Raw genomic sequence first — 18116 nt, forward strand, 5'->3', positions numbered from 1 at the left:
GAGCATTAAACGAGTCAAGTACGAAATCCACACGATCACAATAAGCATCTCAAAAGTTAGGTAGCAACTATTAAATATTCACCAAAACGAGATAAATATTTATAACCACCCCATCCAAGCAGAAAAAAACAAAATTATCCGATCAGAAAACCGCCGTCTTCCGCATTTCAGGACGAATATAGCTTTACGCATACGCAAGGTACTCGCTCCGAATAGGACTTTCTTTGGTCGGCCAGATATCTGATCTAAAGAAGCCTTCACCGCTATTTGATAAGCAACGAATACCTGCTTTGAATACCATCCCGACCGAATGCGCGACAGCCGACTTTTTACCGCGGATAAGCCCTTACGTGCGCCTATTTCATTACTTGAATGCTGACGATACATGATATGAGAATTTAGATCAAAAACCCACTTCTCACCCCAGACTCGAAGAAGCAGATAAATTAACCAATCATGATAATGAAAACTTCGAACCAAATCTGAATTACCACGGAAAAATTCGGCTATACGGCGAAAATGCTGTTCTCTAATTATAAAGGTACATCCCTGGCCTGCTCCCTCAAATAAAAAATCAAATTCTCTGATATTCTTACTCTGAATCAGCTTTTTTTTCCTTCCATCAGACCAAAACGCTGTCACAGAAGATGAATAGGCTGCGGCTCCTTCTGACCCGAGAATAGAAATTGCAGATGCAATCTTGTCGTTAAGCCAAACATCGTCCTGGTCTGCCAACGCTACATACCCATAACCAGATGAATCAGCTCTCTTTATAAGGTTTATAAAATTTTGCCCCGCTGAACCACTTGGCACAACATTCTCAAGCAAGTGGACATTAGTTCCGTAAAATTCATAATTTCTAATAATATCTATAGTTTTATCCGATGAGCCGTCGTCCGATATCAATACATCAATATCCACATTTAGTTGTTCAGTAAGCGATCGAAGTTGCTCCTCGAGCCAGAGAGCACCATTAAACGAAGCCAACAGAACAAGAACGCGCTCTTTGGTATTGTATTTCATTGCCTTAATATTCGGAATTTCGCATTATTTTCTTCAATCGCGTCGAACTTGCATCACAAATCCATCAACGATTCCTTTTTTAATAAACTTTCGCTGCTCCGAATTAAATTTAAAAAACTTAATACACAAAGTCAAAGACAAATAAAAATAAAATAACATACGAAGAACCAACCCATAATGTTTTTTCGCGAAAAACACGCGATTTCTGAAACAATAGTACAGAGAAAAATTACTCTCGACGCCACCCGTGCTAAAGCTTACCTTATGCCAGACTTCTTTTTCAGAGAAATAGAAAAGACGTAGATTTTCTTTTTTCATCCTCCAAAGAAAATCTGAATCATCGCAATAAACGAAATACCGCTCATCCATATTTCCTATCATTTTGAATACTTGAGCATTAAAAATCATAAAACACGTTGGGGAATACTCCATCAACTCCGACTTTTCAAATTGCCCAACATCAACCTGTCCATATCCTATGTGTGGATTAGTAACAGCAAATTTCCTAAAGAATCCGCCTGCGCACCAGATACGTTTTTTATCAGTAAAGAAATATATTTTAGGCACAACCGCGTGGACCTTCTCTATGCGGAGCGTCTCCAGCAAGTCCGAAAATAGCGATTCATCGTAAAATTCGATATCGTTATTAGCAAGTAAAATTGATTTGCATCCATCGACCAACGCAAGTTCGATACCCTGATTATTTCCTTTCGCAACACCAACATTTTCGTCATTAAATATAAATCGCGAATCAATATTATATTTTGCGGCGAGATCCATGCTTATTTGAGTGCCGCTATCAGTCGGACTATTGTCGATAAGATATAATCGATAGGAAACGTTAGCCTGCCTCGCAAGACTCTCGAAAAATCCAGGCAATACCTCATCGCTATTATAGAGTACTGTTACCACACCAATCATAATATGGCTCTCAAAGAAATTTCCAAACAATTAACAACTGGACTGGAGCCGTAATAAAAATTGGCAACAACATTGACCTCATCATAAATCGTAACGGATCAGGAGTTAGTTCTTTAGTACTTCTCAGATTCATTAAAAGCCCCAAACCTATGCCTAAAATAGCACCTACGCCGGCACCAATGGCGACTCCGATTACGCCCCAATAAATGCCAAAAAAAATCGATACAAAGATGTTCGCGATTGCTTCAAATATAGCACTCAGCATAGCTCGTTTATGTAATCCCGTAGCCATCAGCATTAAAGCATACGGCGACATAATATTTCTGTAGCAATATACGGGAACTAAAATTAATGCCAGTGGATAAGCCTCTTGCCCAAGCTTCGGTCCTAGCCACAAAATCATCAGTGGCTTACAAAATAATAACCATAAACATACTAATCCACTGATTGCCAACGCTGTGCGACCTGTAAGCTTCCTCAATAAATTAGGCAGTTGGCTACGAGTAGAGCTATTTGCATATAGTGCGGCAGCAGTGGTCATCATAGGAGACAAAACAGCGCCAATTACTCCGATAACAATGGTTGATGCCGTCATCGCAACCGCATAAGCGCCGGTTTTATGAAAATCAACGATGCCGACTACAAAAATTCCAATCGAATTTACCAACAAAGTCGAAATTGACCAGACTGACAATGTGCCACAATATTTAAGCAGATCAGAACGAATAACAGACGAAACATTCGTCCGTTTAATTTTAGTGGACCAAAGGATATTCCGCCGGAAGATGAAAATCATCAACGGCCAAAGACTAAATCCACCGAGAGAAAAAAGCGCTGCCAGAAATGGCAGGTGCAACCCCTCTTTAACACCAATCCAAATTAAAATTACTGAAATCAACTTACTTACAGATTGACCGAAGACAAATAAATAATTTTTATGCAGACCTTGAAAAATAGCCATATACGGCTGACTTAATATTTGAAATACCGCCGACAATGAAAAGAAAAACAGCACAAGTCGGAAGGAAATACAGAGTGCTTCAGGAACAGCACGAAAAAAATACGGATAAAATATTATAAAAAAAATTGCAATAAATAGCGCTGCGAAAGCCAGATACCGACTCAACGATTGAGTCGACCGGTGAATTTCTGATAAACGATTATCTAATCCGGCTTCGGCTGATTCTGCACTATGCGCAATTGCCCGTGCACCTGCAGACTGGATTCCAAGGCTAAGCAAATTAACGTAAGCAATAACCTGCATAGCGAGATTCCACATGGAGAACTCGACTCCATCCATGGCCTTTCCTATCAACGCAGGAATGACAATACCGACGATCGCCGACACGCCTCCGCCAAGCAAATTTGCGACGGAATTGTTAAACCAGCGCGATCGTATATTTTTTTTCATAGTAACGTTTTTAAATCTATATACTTAACAATAACCCGCGCTCACGATATAAATATAACGAATTACTATTTCAATCAAAATAATAAATCAAATATTTTAAGGCCAACTAAAATTTGAAAATATTTTAACGCAATCCTAAATTGGTTCAATTCTTTATTTAGATGCTCCGAGACCAAGCTTTGTTAACTCTGACAATGCGTTCTCCGAACGATCTTCCGATATGGCTTCGCCTTCCAGCCAGCTACAAAATCTTTCAAGACCTACTTTTAAATCGATCTGTGGCGTAAAATCAAGCAAATTCCTCGCTACCGTGAGATCCGCATAACAATGCCTTATATCGCCAGCACGGAAGTCGCCTGATATTTTAAGAGGCGAGTTGCTTCTTAAAATTTCTTTTAAAGCTAAGGCTACATTCATGACACTTGTAGCTTTTCCCGAGCCAATGTTTATTACGTTATATCCTGAGAGACCCTTCTGAATAGTAGTTGAAATAGCCGAAACGACGTCGGAGACGTGAACAAAATCGCGGCTCTCGTTGCCGTCCTCAAAAATATTTATGTCGAGATTTTTCCTCATTCTATTTGAAAAAATAGATAAAAGACCCGTATACGGATTCGATAGTGACTGACCTTCGCCATAAACGTTTTGGAAGCGAAGAGCTGTTACTGACAAGCCATAATTATTCGAGACAATCTTCCCCAAGGCCTCGTTTGCGAGCTTGGTAGCAGCGTAAACCGATGCAGGCGATACACCGGCACTTTCCGCAGTGGCAACAAGTTCTAATTGCTCCCCATTAACTCCCATTGGTTCTAATATTCCCGCCTTCAAATTATTCAGCGTGCGAGCGGGAGGAATGATATCCACCCCGGCAAGTCGGTAGGCTCCCTCGCCATACACCGAACGACTGGACGCCAATATAACTTGCTTTACACTTTTATGTTTTCGACAAATTAGCTCAAATAGCTTCGCCGTCACTTGCTGATTAACTTCATAATAATGAGCTATTTGATACATTGATTGACCTGTTCCGGTTTCTGCAGCGAGATGGATCACGGATTCTATATTTTCAAGTGCCGTATCTAAGGCAAAACTGTCTCTAATATCAGCGCGAATAAATGTAATACGGGAATCATCCAAAAAACCGAAATGTAGCCTCGGAAGTGCGCCATGTATTTGTGGACTCAAATTATCCAATATAACAATGTCGTGCTTTTTTTCAAGCAAGTTAACTACAACACGGGATCCAATAAATCCCATACCACCAGTCACGAGAATTCGCATAATGCCTTCAATAAATAATTTTTTCTGAAAATCGTAATTTCTATTGGACAAAATAGTTTTATAAATTCATCCCAAAGTACTTTGGATAACTGATAGCGTTTCATCAACCGTCCTGTCCCACGTGAATTTGCCTGCCCGGGCTCGGCCGATAGGAATAAGAGAATCTCGTAGTTTTTTATCGGTCGCCATCCGGACTAATTTATTCGCAATGTCATCCAACGAATTCGGATTAAAATAAATTGCTGCGTCGCCATAGATCTCCGGCATTACGGAACTTCCAGAAGAAACGACGGCGCAGCCAGCTGACATCGCTTCCAGCGGCGGGAAACCAAACCCTTCAAATAATGAGGGAAATGCAAATATTTCTGATTCGCCATATTGCCGTAACAAATCTTCTTCCGGCAGATATCCTGTCGCTAAAAAACGTCCAGAAGAAGATAGGCGTCCTATCATTTTCTCTGCCAAGAAATCGGTTGAAATCACGCTTCGTGATGATCCAATTAATACCAGTTGATGAGGTATTAGATGCATTACACGCTCAAACGCCTGTAACAACCTTACGATATTCTTATTTTTATTTTGTGCAGCGACAACAAGAATTATTTTTTTCTTGGGCATATCAACACGAAATTTACTGGAGATTCCATGATATACAACATGTAATTTATTTTTTGCCTTGGGAAAATATTGAGCAATGTTATTCCGTTCCAGTTCTGAAATACAAATGATTGCATCGGCCCTCGATACAATTAGGGGTAGAACTCGTTTGTAGTAGGCATTATATTTCCAACTATATAAATCCGGATGCCGCAAGAACGCAAGATCATGAATTGTTGTTACTATTTTTATTTTTCTTGATAAGAATAGAGGTACATCCATAACGGGACAAAAAACCGCAGATGCACGCGCATCCTCGGCAAATTTTCTTAAACCCGTCTGCACCCACAAATGCGCATGCAGAGTACTATCCTTGTCAGGGTAAGCCACTTTAAGCTTGCAACGGGACTCTAATCGCGTGACTAATTCATGCGCGTACCGTTCAACACCCGTAATCTGCTTGCGCAACAAAACTCGTCCATTAAATATGATCAAATCGACCTCAATGATCGTTACAATTTTTGAAGAACATTAATTTTTGAAACCGAAAATCCCAAAAATAACACGATCGCCCATAATCCATATATATATGAATCGGTAGATAACGTCATTGTAAATGTCGAAAAGAAAAATATTTTAACAACCCCACTCACTTCTTTTTGGAGGATTCGACGAATTATAAAAAATAATAAAATAATGGTCGGAACGATTCCGATTTCGACAAAAAGTCGCACCCAAATATTAAAGATCGGCACACGCCACGTCGCATCGCCATTTATCATATCGTGAAACTCAGCACTGAATGTCATAAATGAGGGAAAATCTAATATTGGATATAGAAAATGTGAGTCTCCGAATCCAACTCCAAAAAAATACGCAGTGATTAATCGCGTAAATTAAAAATGAATAAGTGTTCCCAAGCCGATAGGCAGAGCTCAAGCTATCTTCCACCGAAAAAACGCTTAGATATGAGCACACGACGAGAAGCATACAACTCAGAACGGAAAAGCTTAAAATTGTCTTTAATCCAACTCCCCAACGGACCCAAATTAAAGTGAATATCCCGGCACCATAGACGAAAAAAAAAACTTCTCACATCGCCCCAAAAAAAAGCCGCACCCACAATAGCGCTAACTACAACGATAGTTCGAATCTCCCGATCGTATAATACAACCGGTATAACGATTCCACAGAATGCGGCGAAGTACGATGGTTCGCTAAATACCCCTGTAGGAAAAATACGGGTTTTTGCTCCCTCATTCAAAAATATTTTGACGAATGGCCGATCAAGGTCAAAAAGAATCGCTGCAAGATCAATTCCAGTAAAAATCATTGCTAAAATCAGAGCCCATCGCGCTGCGGTAACAATTTTCCTCGCTTCAATTTGGCAATTTACCCTTATTATCAAAGGACTAAAACCAATCAGGAAAAGTACAGAATGTGCAACAAATTGCGGAAAAGGCTGCTTGCCAGAAAAATCTGCCAGCTGACTGCCATATAGAGCAAATTCAACGAGAGTCAACAACTGCAAAAATGTAAAGCCAACAAACTCCGTTTTAGAAATAGACGCGATTCGACTCGATATTGCGTACAATCCGATAGCTACGTAAAACAAGAAAAACGGGCGCGCACCGATCTCCTTCAGCATAGGTAGCAACCCAAAACCATCTATCCCTGCGACGAAAAAGATGAGTCCGAGCGTAAATGTACCGTTCGAGGAGTCCGACTGCTCACGAAGGCTCGAACGCGTGTTCTGCGTTGAACGATTCATCATTTTTTTGACAGTGACCATGCAGCTTTCAGTGCCACACCTTTTCCACTCATTTTTATATTCGTTTTCCACATATTTCGGGAAAATATAAGAAAAATCCCGACCACAATCCCGAAAATGATAGACACAGGGAGAACAATTGACCACCGGGGGAAGCTTTTCCTCTGAGGAATTTCTGCTACGTCAACTTGCTGTACTAGCGGGCCTTCTCTTGCTTCATCGACTTGCGCGAGATTTAACTGCGTGTTCAGTTGCTGCAATACAGCTTGCTGATATTTTATTTCTCGAAATAATCGGGCATTAGTCAATCCCTGATCGTCATTTTTTTCACTTCTATCACTATTTCCAAATTCAAGTTTATCCAACTGCTTCTGAAGAGCATCCTTCTTTATTTTGAGTTGGATCACAGCAGGGTTACTGTCAGTAGCATAGGCACTCATAGTGCGAAGTTGAACATCAATATCTGCGACATTCGCACGGAGCGTCGCGACTGTTCGAATTGTCTCTTCAACAGAGCCATCTAAACTCAGGATTCCAGAATTTCTACGTGCGAAATCGAATGCTTCTTCAGCGTTATCCAGTTTTTGCTTAGTTTCGTTGATTTGTCGAGCGAAAAAAATGCGTCGCCTCTGTGCCTCAGTTACGGCGAGCTTGTTAACGATATCTTTGAGCTGATCCACGTATCCATTTGCTAACTCCGCCGCGAATTTGGCAGATTTTTCCTTGACCTCGATCGATATAAATCCGGACTTTTTATCGCTTGTAAATCTCACTTCTTTTTGTAATATTTTACGAACATCAGACGTATATTTTTCTTTGTATCTTTCTTTTAAGTGAAATCTTTCAATTAAGCCATCAGCGACAACATTGCTTCGTAGTAGAGCAACATACATTTCGTCCGGGGTTTTTATACCGATCATGCTGTCCAATGCGCCTGCAGCGCCGAGTCCCCCCAATGTTGCAGAGGAGCCAGGCGTTTGCTGGGGTGGCATTAGTAAGGATTTAGCTTGATAGGTCGGGGGCAGCAATAATCCCACCAATATCCCTATCACAACGGTAATTATTACGCTCCCGATTAGCGTCCTCTTTTGCTCACCAGCGATAACCAGAAATTCGTAAATATTTAGGGTTGCCGATTCTGTCGTTGTACTCATTTGGTCCCGTACCGAAATGGCCTTATATTCGGTTAATTTATTTTTCATCTCAGTCACTTCAAGATTTTGATCGCCGCTGCACCAAGTCCAAAATTTGCGAATACAGGGGTCCAATCCTTCAATCCAGCTAGGAATCTTGTCGTCGGCGAACGGGGATCGACTCGTTCCGGGACTGCTACCGTGTCACCTGGCATAAGTTTGGTGGATTTGAGCGAACTGAACCACGAGGTCGAATCTTGCGCGAAGACGCTCCCGTCAGCTCGCAAAATAAACGTCGAATCTACATCCGCAATGTCTTTTTGAATCCCCGCGACCTTCATAACATCTCCTACGGAGCGGCCTGGCTTCAACAGTATTGCGTTTTCATTATTCACTGCTCCCACGACGGTCACGAATGCCGGCATAAGTGGTACGTAGAAAGCATCCCCGTTTTCTAACGGAACATCCGGTAAGTCGCCGATCATGTGCGCTTTCGTATTGAGCTCCAGAGAGACTCGCCCGTTGGGCTTGAGCGTTCTAAGAGTGGCTAACATTAATGAGCCGAGTCTAATATCGGCGTGAGTTGATGGGTCATATTTTGCCGTCCATCACGAGACGAAAGTAAGCGATGAAGTATGCGCGGCGCTTAAGTCTTTGATTCCGGCGGTGATGCGACTCACGAACAAAGGTCAGCCGCGAAAGATTTCAGATCCGGCAGCCTGCTCAATGGCATCTTGTATGTGCTGCAAACGGGAGTGCCTCGGGAAGATCTCCCGCAAGAACTGGGCTTCGGCTCGGGTATGACGTGTTGGCACTGACTACGTGAGTAGCAGGACTGTGGCGTATGGGAGCAGCTCCACCTGGCAATGCTTACGCGCTTACGCGAACACGACCAGATCGACTGGAGCCGACTGAGTATCGATAGCGCGAACGTGTCCAGCCACCGGAGGGCCAAGAAACAGGACTTAACTCCACAGATCGAGGCAAACTCGGCAGCAAGCGCCATCTCGTCGTAGACGCACGGGGCGTACCGTTGGCTATCACAGTCAACGGGGCGAACCGACATGACTCGATTGCGTTCAAGCCAACGCGGGAGGCCATACCAGCGGTGAACGGGCTCAATGGGCGTCCCCGCAAACGTCCTGAGAAGTTCCATGCGGACAAGGGATATGACTGTCGGCGGTGCCGCGCAGAGCTCAAGCGTCGTGGCATCACAGCGCGAATCGCACGCAAAGGCATTGAAAGCAAAGAGTGGCTGGTCCGACATCAATGGGTCGTTGAACGCACTCACGCCTGGCTTGCCGGTTTCGCAAAGCTGCGTATCCGCTTTGAACGTGCCCTCAGTACCCATCGTGCTCTCCTCTCACTCGCCGCCGCGATTATTTGTTCCAGATTGGTGGGTGACTTTTGTTAGCGGCTCTAAAACTAGGTCGAATTTTTGCATTGAGTTAATTCTAACAAAATTAATTCGCATGAAGTACATTTAAATTATAAGACTGATCTCATTTTCTCAATGATACATTCAGCAATAAAAACCAGCATTCCCTGAAAATAAAACTCACGAAATACTTGAGATAAATCCGAATAATCAGCCAAATTGCAAGAAATGCTGCGTCAACAACAGCTCTTTGCTGCTAATCTTCAATTTAAATAGATGCACTAAAGATAAAAATTGAAAATGCTAATTTATTGAAAAGTGAGACATAAGACAAATGGCTTAATTCAGCATAAATATTAAACTAAATCATAATATTGAAAATAATTTTTATTAAATATTCCTATAAATTTTAATTATTATTTTTCGAAGGACTTTAATTGACCTGCGGAAATTTTAAAAAATGCATATTTAAAAAATTATATTATACGAAAGACGTTATTTTTGTACTAACAACTGCTTTATCTGGATATATGTCCAATTCCATTATTCTAAAAAACATTTCAACTATTACCATGCCGGCTGTTCAGTTCCTGATTTTATTCAGCGTACTTCCTGCACTTTTTATTTTCGAATATTTTAGATTGCATTTATATTGTCGAAATGAATCCATCATCACTTTGCGCACGCAAAGTCTCTTCGTATGGAGTGCTATCTGGTCCGTTAGCGTTAGCCTAGTTCACATACTGCAATTGAACGACAACTCTCTCAGAGAATGGGCGTTGATTTGGTTGGCTTTCGTAAGCTTGTTGCTGGTGCTAAGCAAATTTACTATCCAGCGCGCGTTTCAACAGTTTTGCTTCTCAAGTGAACATAAAAAACATGTATTCATCATAGGGGACGAAAGATTCGGTCAATCACTTCATTTGCAGGCGGAGAAAATCCTCCAATATAGATATCGCATTATTGGTTGTTACAACCGGCAAGCCACTTCGACGACTCTGCAGATTAGTAATATCGACTCAACCATTCCGCTGATGAATCAAATTACAACAATCCGACCCTTTCTCGTTGAGAATCATGTTGACGAAGTGTGGTTGATGTTGACGCTAGAGGCTTACGCTGAGATACAAGCAATTCTTGCCCAACTTCAAACGGTGCCAGTTAAGATACGATGGCTGTTGGACCCGTGCGCTTTGGACTTAATTTCGCGGCAACGCAGTGAAGTGCTAGGTTATCAAAGTATTGAGATGAACCAAACGCCCGCACCGGGCGTGCAAGGCTATTTAAAAAAAATATTTGATCGCAGCATTGCCAGCTTTTTGTTAATACTCACGTTGCCAATATTCATATTGCTTGCCCTCACCATATATCTAACCTCGCCTGGCCCCGTGTTCTATGGTCACACCCGTATCGGCGCAAATGGCAAAAAATTTCAGGTATACAAATTTCGATCCATGATCACAAATTCGCAAGAAATACTGGAAAAAATCCTATCAACGAATCCGATCGCACGTGCGGAATGGGAAGCGGATCACAAATTGCGTAATGATCCCCGTATCACCAAGATCGGTAAACTCCTACGTGCCACCAGCCTCGATGAGCTACCGCAGCTTTTGAACGTAATTCGCGGAGAAATGAGCTTAGTAGGCCCTCGTCCCATCGTAGAGGCAGAAATCATCAAGTACGGTAAGGCAATCTACTATTATTATGCTGCCCGCCCTGGCATCACCGGCTTATGGCAGGTCAGTGGCCGAAACGACGTAACCTACACATCTCGCGTGCGCCTGGATACCGAATATGTAATGACATGGTCCCTGATGCGTGACCTGACCATTCTCGTCAAAACGATAAGCGTGGTGTTCGGACGGAAAGGCGCTTATTAAGCGCACGGCCCTCGATTCGCTTGAATCATTCACCCTACCGGCTTCTCCGCCGTGGCGGTCGTTGTCCTGGTGGTTATCGGTTTGCTCGGTGCATTTTCGATAGGTTGTGCTTTCTTCGGCATATCCGCGGGATAAGCATACCCACTCCTTATCAACCATTGAACGGCATTACGCACGCGCTTTGCATAGGCATCGCGGAACGCGGGCGTGGCGGAATGATACGAACCAATGGCTTGCCAATTGTTCCCGTATTTGTCCATTTGCTTTCGCAGAATCCACGCGCCGGTGTAGACATTCTTACAGCCGTCGTAGAGATCATCTTTTTTCACCCCGTACTTCGACAGCTCTGGCAGATGGATGGAGTTGATCTGCATCATTCCCATGTCCGTCGAACCATTGGTGTTGACGTTCGTTGCATTCGCCCGCAAGCGGCTTTCGACAATGGCAATGCCCAGCAGGATCGTGGGATTGACCTTGTGATATTTCGCGGCGTCCATCACGCAATCCGCCGACGCGTAGCCCGGCCTAAAGACCGCCATGGCGATCAGCACGGACACTACAAGCGGCGGTGCCGATGCAGACGACCGCACCCGGCGCAAACCGGGTGACAGACGCAACGCAAAGGCGGCACGCTGCGTGACGCGGAATATCTTTGGAATCGCCACTGTACGGGATGGGTAAAGAACGACGGGCCATTCTCCCATATCCAATACAGAGTAGGACGGCCAATAGGGTGCTTGGTGCCTTTTCGTCGCTTACGAGCGACTGATGGGTCGACAGCGTCAGACTGGCATGGACCGGCGCATGACCTTACTGTTAGCGCCCAGATCGCGGTCGTGGTTCCCTGTCGTTTTAGCGAAAAATCGAAATTGCAACGTCTATGGCCCCGCTCACGGCCAAATAGGCCGAGACCCCGCCACGAGTGACCAAACTAGCGCATGACTATGCCACCGATGCCATCGATTTCACCGGCGTACAAAACGCCAGCGTATTGCGTACGCATTGGACAGCCCGCTCGACGTCTGCAACTGTTGTAAAGCGGCCGAGGCTGATCCGAACGGAACGCGATGCCGCTTCAGTCGTCAGACCAATGCCGGTCAGCACGTGTGACACCGCGCCAGACGCCGAATTACACGCGGACGTACTCGACACCTCCAGTTCGCCACCAAGCAACATCGGCATGAACCCCGGCAGATCGATGCACAAGCTAATAATATTCGGGATACAGGTCGCCGCGGCACCGTTGCGGCGGATTGCCGGAACATCGGCAAGCCCGCGCAGCAATTGCCGGTTCAAGGCTGCGATATGTGCATGATCTTCTGCGAGCCGCCTTTGTGCTACCGCACATGCGCTGCCCATGCCAACGATCTGATGCGTGGCCAGCGTACCCGAACGAAGTCCTTGTTCGTGACCTCCGCCGTGTATCTGCGCACCAATCTGGTCCTTGATGGCGCCCTTCACGTACAAAGCGCCAATGCCCTTGGGACCATAAATCTTGTGCGCCGACATGGAGAGCAAGTCGATACCGTCACGGACCACGTCGATGTCAACCTTGCCCAAGCCCTGGGCGGCATCCACATGGAGCAACGCACCGCCAGCGTGTGCGACCTTTGCGACTGCCGCCACATCCGTCAATGTGCCAATTTCATTATTGACGATCATTAACGAAACCATGCGGGTGTGTGGGCGCATGGCGTTGGCCACCGCGTCGGCGGTGATCGCGCCGGTGGCGTCTGGCATCAGTCGCGTGGCCTCGACACCTAGCGTCTCGAGGTGCGTGACCGTATCCAGAATTGCCTTGTGTTCCAGACAACTGGTGATGATGTGACAAGGAGTCCCGTCCGCCAGCACTTTTTCCGCCAGGCCCTTGAGCGCCAGGTTATTCGATTCGGTGGCGCCGGAAGTCCAAATCACATCCGTATGCACCGCACCAATCAGCGCCGCAACTTCCCGCCGCGCTTGCTCGACCGCCGCCTTTGCACGGTTACCGCTACTGTGTGAGTGAGATGCCGGATTGCCAAATACGCCATCGGGCCCAAGGCATGCAATCAAGGCCGGGATCACTTCAGGGTCCACTGGCGTGGTAGCGGCGTAGTCCAGATAGACAGGCTTTGATGACATTGGGGCGTCCTTTTTACATGGGCTGATTCATGCGAAAAATAGTACGTCCGGCGGACAGCAAAAAATTTTCCGATTTGATGTCATTTATCTATTTTTAGACAAATAGATGCTCAATTACCAATTAATATTAGTATTTTCTACTCCGCGTCACGCCACTTCTTTCGATCTGGATTAGAGCGACGTCAGGATCGACAACATACCGTCTATCGGCAGCGGCTTAGAGAAGTAATGATCGAACCCTACCTCGCTAGCCTTCACGTGGAATTCCTTAGACGAATAGCCGCTCAGAGCGATGTGGGTTGCACGCGGCGGATAACGTTGCGGAGACTGGGTGGCGGCCTGTCGTAGCGCCGTGGACAGATCGAAGCCGGTCATATCGGGTAGACCGATATCGATAATATAAACCTGGGCAGGATGCTTCGCATTCAGTGCCAAGGCGCTCGCGCCATCGTAGGCAGTCAGGCAGGTGCAACCTTCCAACTCGAGCAGGGCGGCCAATGCGCTGACCTCATCCTGGTTGTCATCCACCAACATGACAGTCAGCCCGGTCGGCAACGGCGGCAAACTGGTTGGCGCAAGTGCTTTCGGCAATGACTCGTTCACAATCGGCAGCTCGACGGTGAAACGGCTTCCGGTCCCCGTGCCGGCACTGTATGCCGAGACATGTCCCCCATGATCGGACACTAGACGCTGCACCAATGTCAAACCAATGCCCAATCCGGCTTCCTGTCGGTTGACGTTGTTGAACTCCTGCGCAAACAGGTCGAATACGCGCGGCAGCATCAGCGGACTGATGCCCATGCCGTTGTCCTCCACGGTAACGGAGGCCGCGCTGTCGTTGACCGTGATGTTGATCGACACCTTGTCCGACTGTGGCGTGTAGCGCGCGGCGTTATGCAGAATATTGCCAAACACCTGCTTCATTCGCGCAACATCCACGCGAACAATCACCGGTGACGCGGGCGGCGTGAATGCGATCGAATGCCCCCGTCTCTCGAATTCAGGATAGGTCATCTCGATCGCCCCCGCGACAATGGCGTTCAAATCCGCGATCTCGGTGCGTAAATCCACCTTGCCGCGTGTGACCCGCGAGACATCGAGCAAATCGGCGACCAGACGCGACAGGTGTGCCGTCTGCCGACCGATGACGGCAAACGCGTCCTTGGTATTGCCCGTCTTCGCCCCAAGTTCCAATGACAAGCTGATGGCTGCGAGCGGATTGCGCAATTCATGCGCAAGCATTGCCAGGAATTCGTTCTTGCGGTCGTCGGCGACTTCGAGTTCGGCCTTGCTTCGGCGCAGTTCGTCAAGGGTGAGCAGCATTTCATGGTTCTGCTGTTCGATGGCCTCGATGGGCGTCTGCGGTTTCTTGCGCGCCATCTGCCCGACAATCTCGTTGATCTGTGTCACCGAGTACAACGGCACTTCACGAGGCAAGTACATCTCGATGCCCACCTGCGTGCCGTCACCGCGAACAGATTCGATCCAAAAATCATCGACAAGGCGACGCGTGCCCGGGATTCCCACTCCGCCGGATATCAACGATGGATGACGCGCATTGACGAGCAAGGCGACATTGTCGATGCCGGGCCCGGTATCGATGATTTCCGCGCTGACACATTGAACGCCTTTTGCGCTGCTCGCCTCGCCGACAAAAAATGTCAGGGTTCCCCCCTGAGCATATTGAATTGCGTTGCGTGCGATCTCGGAAATCGCGGTGGTAAAGCGTGTGCGCTGGATTTCTTCCAGACCGAACAGTTCAGCGATCTGCCTCGACCGGTCCCGTATGGAGACGAGACTGAGGATCGACGTGATCTGGACGGACACAATGCGGTGGCGCATGAACTAAGCCTCTTTAACGACCACCACGGTGGCGTCGTCGGTATCCCTTGCAAAATCACGGTGCAGCACCGCGGCAATAAGGCTCGGATGGTGTTCCAACAGATCAGGATGTCCATTCAGGGTCCAGCGCGTGGACAATCCATCGGTGCTGGCGATGTACACACTTTTCGCGTTCCAGTCAGCCTGCGTCGGCCTGACTCGCTGCATCATATATCCGACGGTACCATCGGTAGAGAGCAGACGTGTCGCGGTGCGGGCGGTAAATACGCCGGCAAGAATGTTGCCGATGCCCGTAAAACGCAGCAATCGCTCCTTCGGCGCGATCTTCGCCAGCCCCACCACGGCGCCACGCGTGCCCTTCAAAGCCGCATGCAGTTGCTGCGCCAACGCTTCGGGCGTATCGAAAACGGCAGGTCCGCGAAAATAATCAAGCCCCTGATTCGACGCTTGGTGGGCGAGTGGGCCGTGTCCTAGACCGTCTAGAATTGTTACCCACAGCGCGTCGCCGCGAAGCGATACAGCCCACGCGTCGCCGCACATGTCCTGTCCCGCGCGGGGCGTCGCCCGCGCACCAACGACAAAGCCCGGCAACGTTGTTGATTCGGTGCGGCCGGCGGAGAATTGCGCAAGCACGGCGGTGCCACGCTCGGGCAGTGAATAAAGATCAAAAAACGACGCCCGGCGCTTCATGGTGCCAAGTCCCGCGCCCAAACTGCCACCCGTGGAATGGCCATCGCGCATGGCTTCGTCGATATTGCGGATGCCCGGCCCCTTGTCCACCGCCAGCATTTCAAGCGACGTGACCGCGCCGGAGTACATCGTGGCGCGCAGCAGTATTTCCCCCCGCTGCGCATATTTGACGATATTACTGGCGGCTTCAGAGACCACCAACGCCACTTCTCCGTGCAATTTATCAGGCAAGCCAACCCATTCAGCCATTTTGGCGGCTGCACGTCGCGCCTCGGCGACGCCTGTCGCGTCGTCGACGATTACCGTCGTTTCCACTGCGTAATGCTCACTGTAGTGCCTACGCCAACCTCGCTCCTGATGGAGAACTCGTTGACAAGGCGTTTTGCGCCACCCAATCCCAAACCCAGACTCTTTGCAGTGCTATAACCGTCTTCGAGCGCTTGGTCGATGTTCGCAATACCGCGACCGCTGTCTTGAAAAACCGCTTGCAAGCCAATTCGACCATTAACGTTGCATTCGGTCAGATCCATGTATCCACCGCCGCCATGGACCAAGGTATTGCGCGCCAGCTCGGACGCTGCCGTTACAAACTTCGTCTTGTCAATGGCGCTAAAGCCAAGCTTCGTTGCCCAGTCCTGCACCAAACGCCGCGCGGCGCTGGCCTGCTCGGCCGTCGTGATATCGACCTTGACGCTGTTTACGCTGACGATGACGGGTCTCCCGCGTCACCAACACGGGAACGTAACAGTGCCATTCCTTTGTCGATATTCAACGCCGTGGAAATCCCTGTCAATGGCATGCCCAATTCGACAAGCGTAATGGCAACTGCCGGCCGCATGCCGACCAGGACCGTGGCGGCGTCCATGATTTTCGACATCGCCGCGATATGACCGAGAATCCTGCCAATAAACGAATCGACGATTTCAAGCGCCGAAATGTCTATTAACACCCCCTTCGCCTTGTGTGCCGTAATCTGCGCCGCCAAGTCATCCTGTAGGGAGAGTGCTAGCTCGTCATGCAGTTCCACCTGGATGGAAACGAGCAGGAAATTGCCCAGACGCAGAACCGGAATTTTTTCCATGGTGCTTATCTGGCTTCCACGCGCTGTTCGCGGACGATATTCATTCCCACACGCTTCAAAGCCAGCTTCAGCGCATCTTCCAATGTCGCCTTCGTCACCACGTTACCAAGGTCGACGCCCAGGTGCACAATGGTTTGCGCGATCTGCGGGCGAATACCGCTGATGATGCACTCGGCGCCCATCAAGTGCGCCGCCGCCACAGTTTTCAATAAATGTTGCGCAACCAAGGTATCGACGGTGGGCACACCCGTGATATCGATAATGGCAATCGCGGCTTCATTGGCAACGATCGATTCCAGCAGGCTCTCCATAACCACTTGCGTACGCTCGCTGTCCAGCGTACCGATCAGTGGTAAGGCAACCACGGAATCCCACAAGCGGACAACCGGCGTTGTCAGATCCAGCAACTCCTGTTGCTGGCGCTCGATGATGCGCTGACGCGTGGCCTGATACGCCTCCACCGTCAAGAGGCCCAGCTTATCGATTGTGATCGTCAACTTCCACAACGCATCGGTCAGCGCATCGGCTTCGACGACACGCGCACGCAGCGCCTTGAACAGTGGCTCTTTCAGCGAGAAAACAAACATCGCCGTCTCGGACGGCGTGAAACCCTGCGTTGCACGGTGCCCAGACACGGTCACCAGATGCGATTTCAACGCATCCCAGTTTTCACCGCTGAGAGACGCATCGTAATCGCGCGTCACTGCCTTGGTAAACAACGAGAGAAAGGAACGGCTCGCTTCCCTCACCTCGGACTCGGAGATCAAACCACGCTGGGCGTTCCCCCCCAACTGCACCGCCACCCACTCTTTCAGTATGTTCTCTTCTTCAGTGGTCAAGAATTGTTCAAGGCTTTTATTGGCTTGCAAAATGGGCTCCTGGGGGCCGCCGGGCTTTTATCATCGCGTGGATACGCGAGTCGTACGAATACCTGATCGCTTTTTACCCTTCTCGAGACATGTATATCACGAAGGTGGTTCAACG

13 protein-coding genes and 4 pseudogenes are annotated in these 18116 nt (G+C 47.7%); 2 read left to right on the plus strand and 15 right to left on the minus strand.

Annotated elements, in window-relative coordinates:
* Nucleotides 1-99 precede the first annotated feature (99 nt).
* The 8 genes and pseudogenes from SJQ66_RS00825 to SJQ66_RS00860 form a co-directional block, all read right to left on the minus strand.
* A complete protein-coding gene (locus tag SJQ66_RS00825) occupies nt 100-1023 on the minus strand; it encodes a glycosyltransferase (RefSeq protein WP_320533747.1) in 924 nt (307 codons plus the stop codon).
* Nucleotides 1024-1056: 33 nt separating this feature from the next.
* A complete protein-coding gene (locus SJQ66_RS00830) occupies nt 1057-1944 on the minus strand; it encodes a glycosyltransferase family 2 protein (RefSeq protein WP_320533748.1) in 888 nt (295 codons plus the stop codon).
* A 10-nt stretch (nt 1945-1954) separates the two neighbouring features.
* Complete coding sequence (locus SJQ66_RS00835) at nt 1955-3355, minus strand: lipopolysaccharide biosynthesis protein (protein ID WP_320533749.1); 1401 nt, start codon at nt 3353-3355, stop codon at nt 1955-1957.
* A 153-nt stretch (nt 3356-3508) separates the two neighbouring features.
* Nucleotides 3509-4687, minus strand: a complete 1179-nt coding sequence (locus SJQ66_RS00840) for an NAD-dependent epimerase/dehydratase family protein (RefSeq protein ID WP_320533750.1) — start codon at nt 4685-4687, stop codon at nt 3509-3511.
* A gap of 15 nt (nt 4688-4702) precedes the next feature.
* The gene (locus SJQ66_RS00845) at nt 4703-5701 is read right to left on the minus strand and encodes a glycosyltransferase family 4 protein (RefSeq protein ID WP_320533751.1); all 999 of its coding nucleotides are present in this window, start codon (nt 5699-5701) and stop codon (nt 4703-4705) included.
* Nucleotides 5702-6173: 472 nt separating this feature from the next.
* Entirely contained in the window at nt 6174-7025 is an 852-nt protein-coding gene (locus tag SJQ66_RS00850; protein WP_320533752.1) for a hypothetical protein, read from the minus strand.
* On the minus strand, nt 7004-8206 hold the full coding sequence (locus SJQ66_RS00855) for a GumC family protein (RefSeq protein WP_320533753.1): 1203 nt from the start codon (nt 8204-8206) through the stop codon (nt 7004-7006). The genes SJQ66_RS00850 and SJQ66_RS00855 overlap by 22 nt, the downstream gene beginning before the upstream one ends.
* Before the next feature lie 5 nt (nt 8207-8211).
* A pseudogene (locus tag SJQ66_RS00860) lies at nt 8212-8688 on the minus strand (capsule biosynthesis protein); the annotation flags it as partial.
* Nucleotides 8689-8791: 103 nt separating this feature from the next.
* Here SJQ66_RS00860 and SJQ66_RS00865 point away from each other — a divergent pair.
* Nucleotides 8792-9551, plus strand: a pseudogene (locus SJQ66_RS00865) (IS5 family transposase).
* A gap of 401 nt (nt 9552-9952) precedes the next feature.
* Nucleotides 9953-11398, plus strand: coding sequence for a sugar transferase (locus tag SJQ66_RS00870; RefSeq protein ID WP_320533754.1), 1446 nt, complete (start codon nt 9953-9955; stop codon nt 11396-11398).
* Between the two features lie 181 nt (nt 11399-11579).
* On the opposite strand, the pseudogene SJQ66_RS00875 reads toward SJQ66_RS00870, so the two are convergent.
* The 7 genes and pseudogenes from SJQ66_RS00875 to SJQ66_RS00905 all read right to left on the minus strand — a co-directional run.
* Nucleotides 11580-11937 (minus strand): annotated as a pseudogene (locus SJQ66_RS00875) (lytic transglycosylase domain-containing protein); the annotation flags it as partial.
* A gap of 436 nt (nt 11938-12373) precedes the next feature.
* Nucleotides 12374-13519: pseudogene (locus SJQ66_RS00880) on the minus strand (cysteine desulfurase family protein); the annotation flags it as partial.
* 171 nt (nt 13520-13690) lie between these two features.
* Nucleotides 13691-15361 (minus strand): ATP-binding response regulator, encoded by a 1671-nt coding sequence (locus tag SJQ66_RS00885; RefSeq protein WP_320533755.1) that lies wholly within the window; start codon nt 15359-15361, stop codon nt 13691-13693.
* A gap of 3 nt (nt 15362-15364) precedes the next feature.
* Complete coding sequence (locus SJQ66_RS00890; RefSeq protein WP_024903805.1) at nt 15365-16366, minus strand: ATP-binding SpoIIE family protein phosphatase; 1002 nt, start codon at nt 16364-16366, stop codon at nt 15365-15367.
* On the minus strand, nt 16351-16761 hold the full coding sequence (locus SJQ66_RS00895) for an anti-sigma regulatory factor (protein ID WP_036010276.1): 411 nt from the start codon (nt 16759-16761) through the stop codon (nt 16351-16353). The genes SJQ66_RS00890 and SJQ66_RS00895 overlap by 16 nt, the downstream gene beginning before the upstream one ends.
* Nucleotides 16749-17132, minus strand: a complete 384-nt coding sequence (locus SJQ66_RS00900) for an STAS domain-containing protein (RefSeq protein WP_024903803.1) — start codon at nt 17130-17132, stop codon at nt 16749-16751. Before SJQ66_RS00900 ends, SJQ66_RS00895 begins: the two co-directional genes overlap by 13 nt.
* 5 nt (nt 17133-17137) lie before the next feature.
* A complete protein-coding gene (locus SJQ66_RS00905) occupies nt 17138-18001 on the minus strand; it encodes an STAS domain-containing protein (protein ID WP_024903802.1) in 864 nt (287 codons plus the stop codon).
* Nucleotides 18002-18116 lie beyond the last annotated feature (115 nt).

This window comes from Robbsia andropogonis (assembly GCF_034047095.1).
Classification (GTDB): Bacteria; Pseudomonadota; Gammaproteobacteria; order Burkholderiales; family Burkholderiaceae; genus Robbsia; species Robbsia andropogonis.

Coding starts and splice junctions, on each gene's coding strand:
- SJQ66_RS00825 (WP_320533747.1), bottom strand. CDS start 1,023: ATGAAATACAATACCAAAGAGCGCGTTCTTGTTCTGTTGGCTTCGTTT.
- SJQ66_RS00830 (WP_320533748.1), bottom strand. CDS start 1,944: ATGATTGGTGTGGTAACAGTACTCTATAATAGCGATGAGGTATTGCCT.
- SJQ66_RS00850 (WP_320533752.1), bottom strand. CDS start 7,025: ATGGTCACTGTCAAAAAAATGATGAATCGTTCAACGCAGAACACGCGT.
- SJQ66_RS00885 (WP_320533755.1), bottom strand. CDS start 15,361: ATGCGCCACCGCATTGTGTCCGTCCAGATCACGTCGATCCTCAGTCTC.
- SJQ66_RS00855 (WP_320533753.1), bottom strand. CDS start 8,206: ATGAAAAATAAATTAACCGAATATAAGGCCATTTCGGTACGGGACCAA.
- SJQ66_RS00835 (WP_320533749.1), bottom strand. CDS start 3,355: ATGAAAAAAAATATACGATCGCGCTGGTTTAACAATTCCGTCGCAAAT.
- SJQ66_RS00900 (WP_024903803.1), bottom strand. CDS start 17,132: ATGGAAAAAATTCCGGTTCTGCGTCTGGGCAATTTCCTGCTCGTTTCC.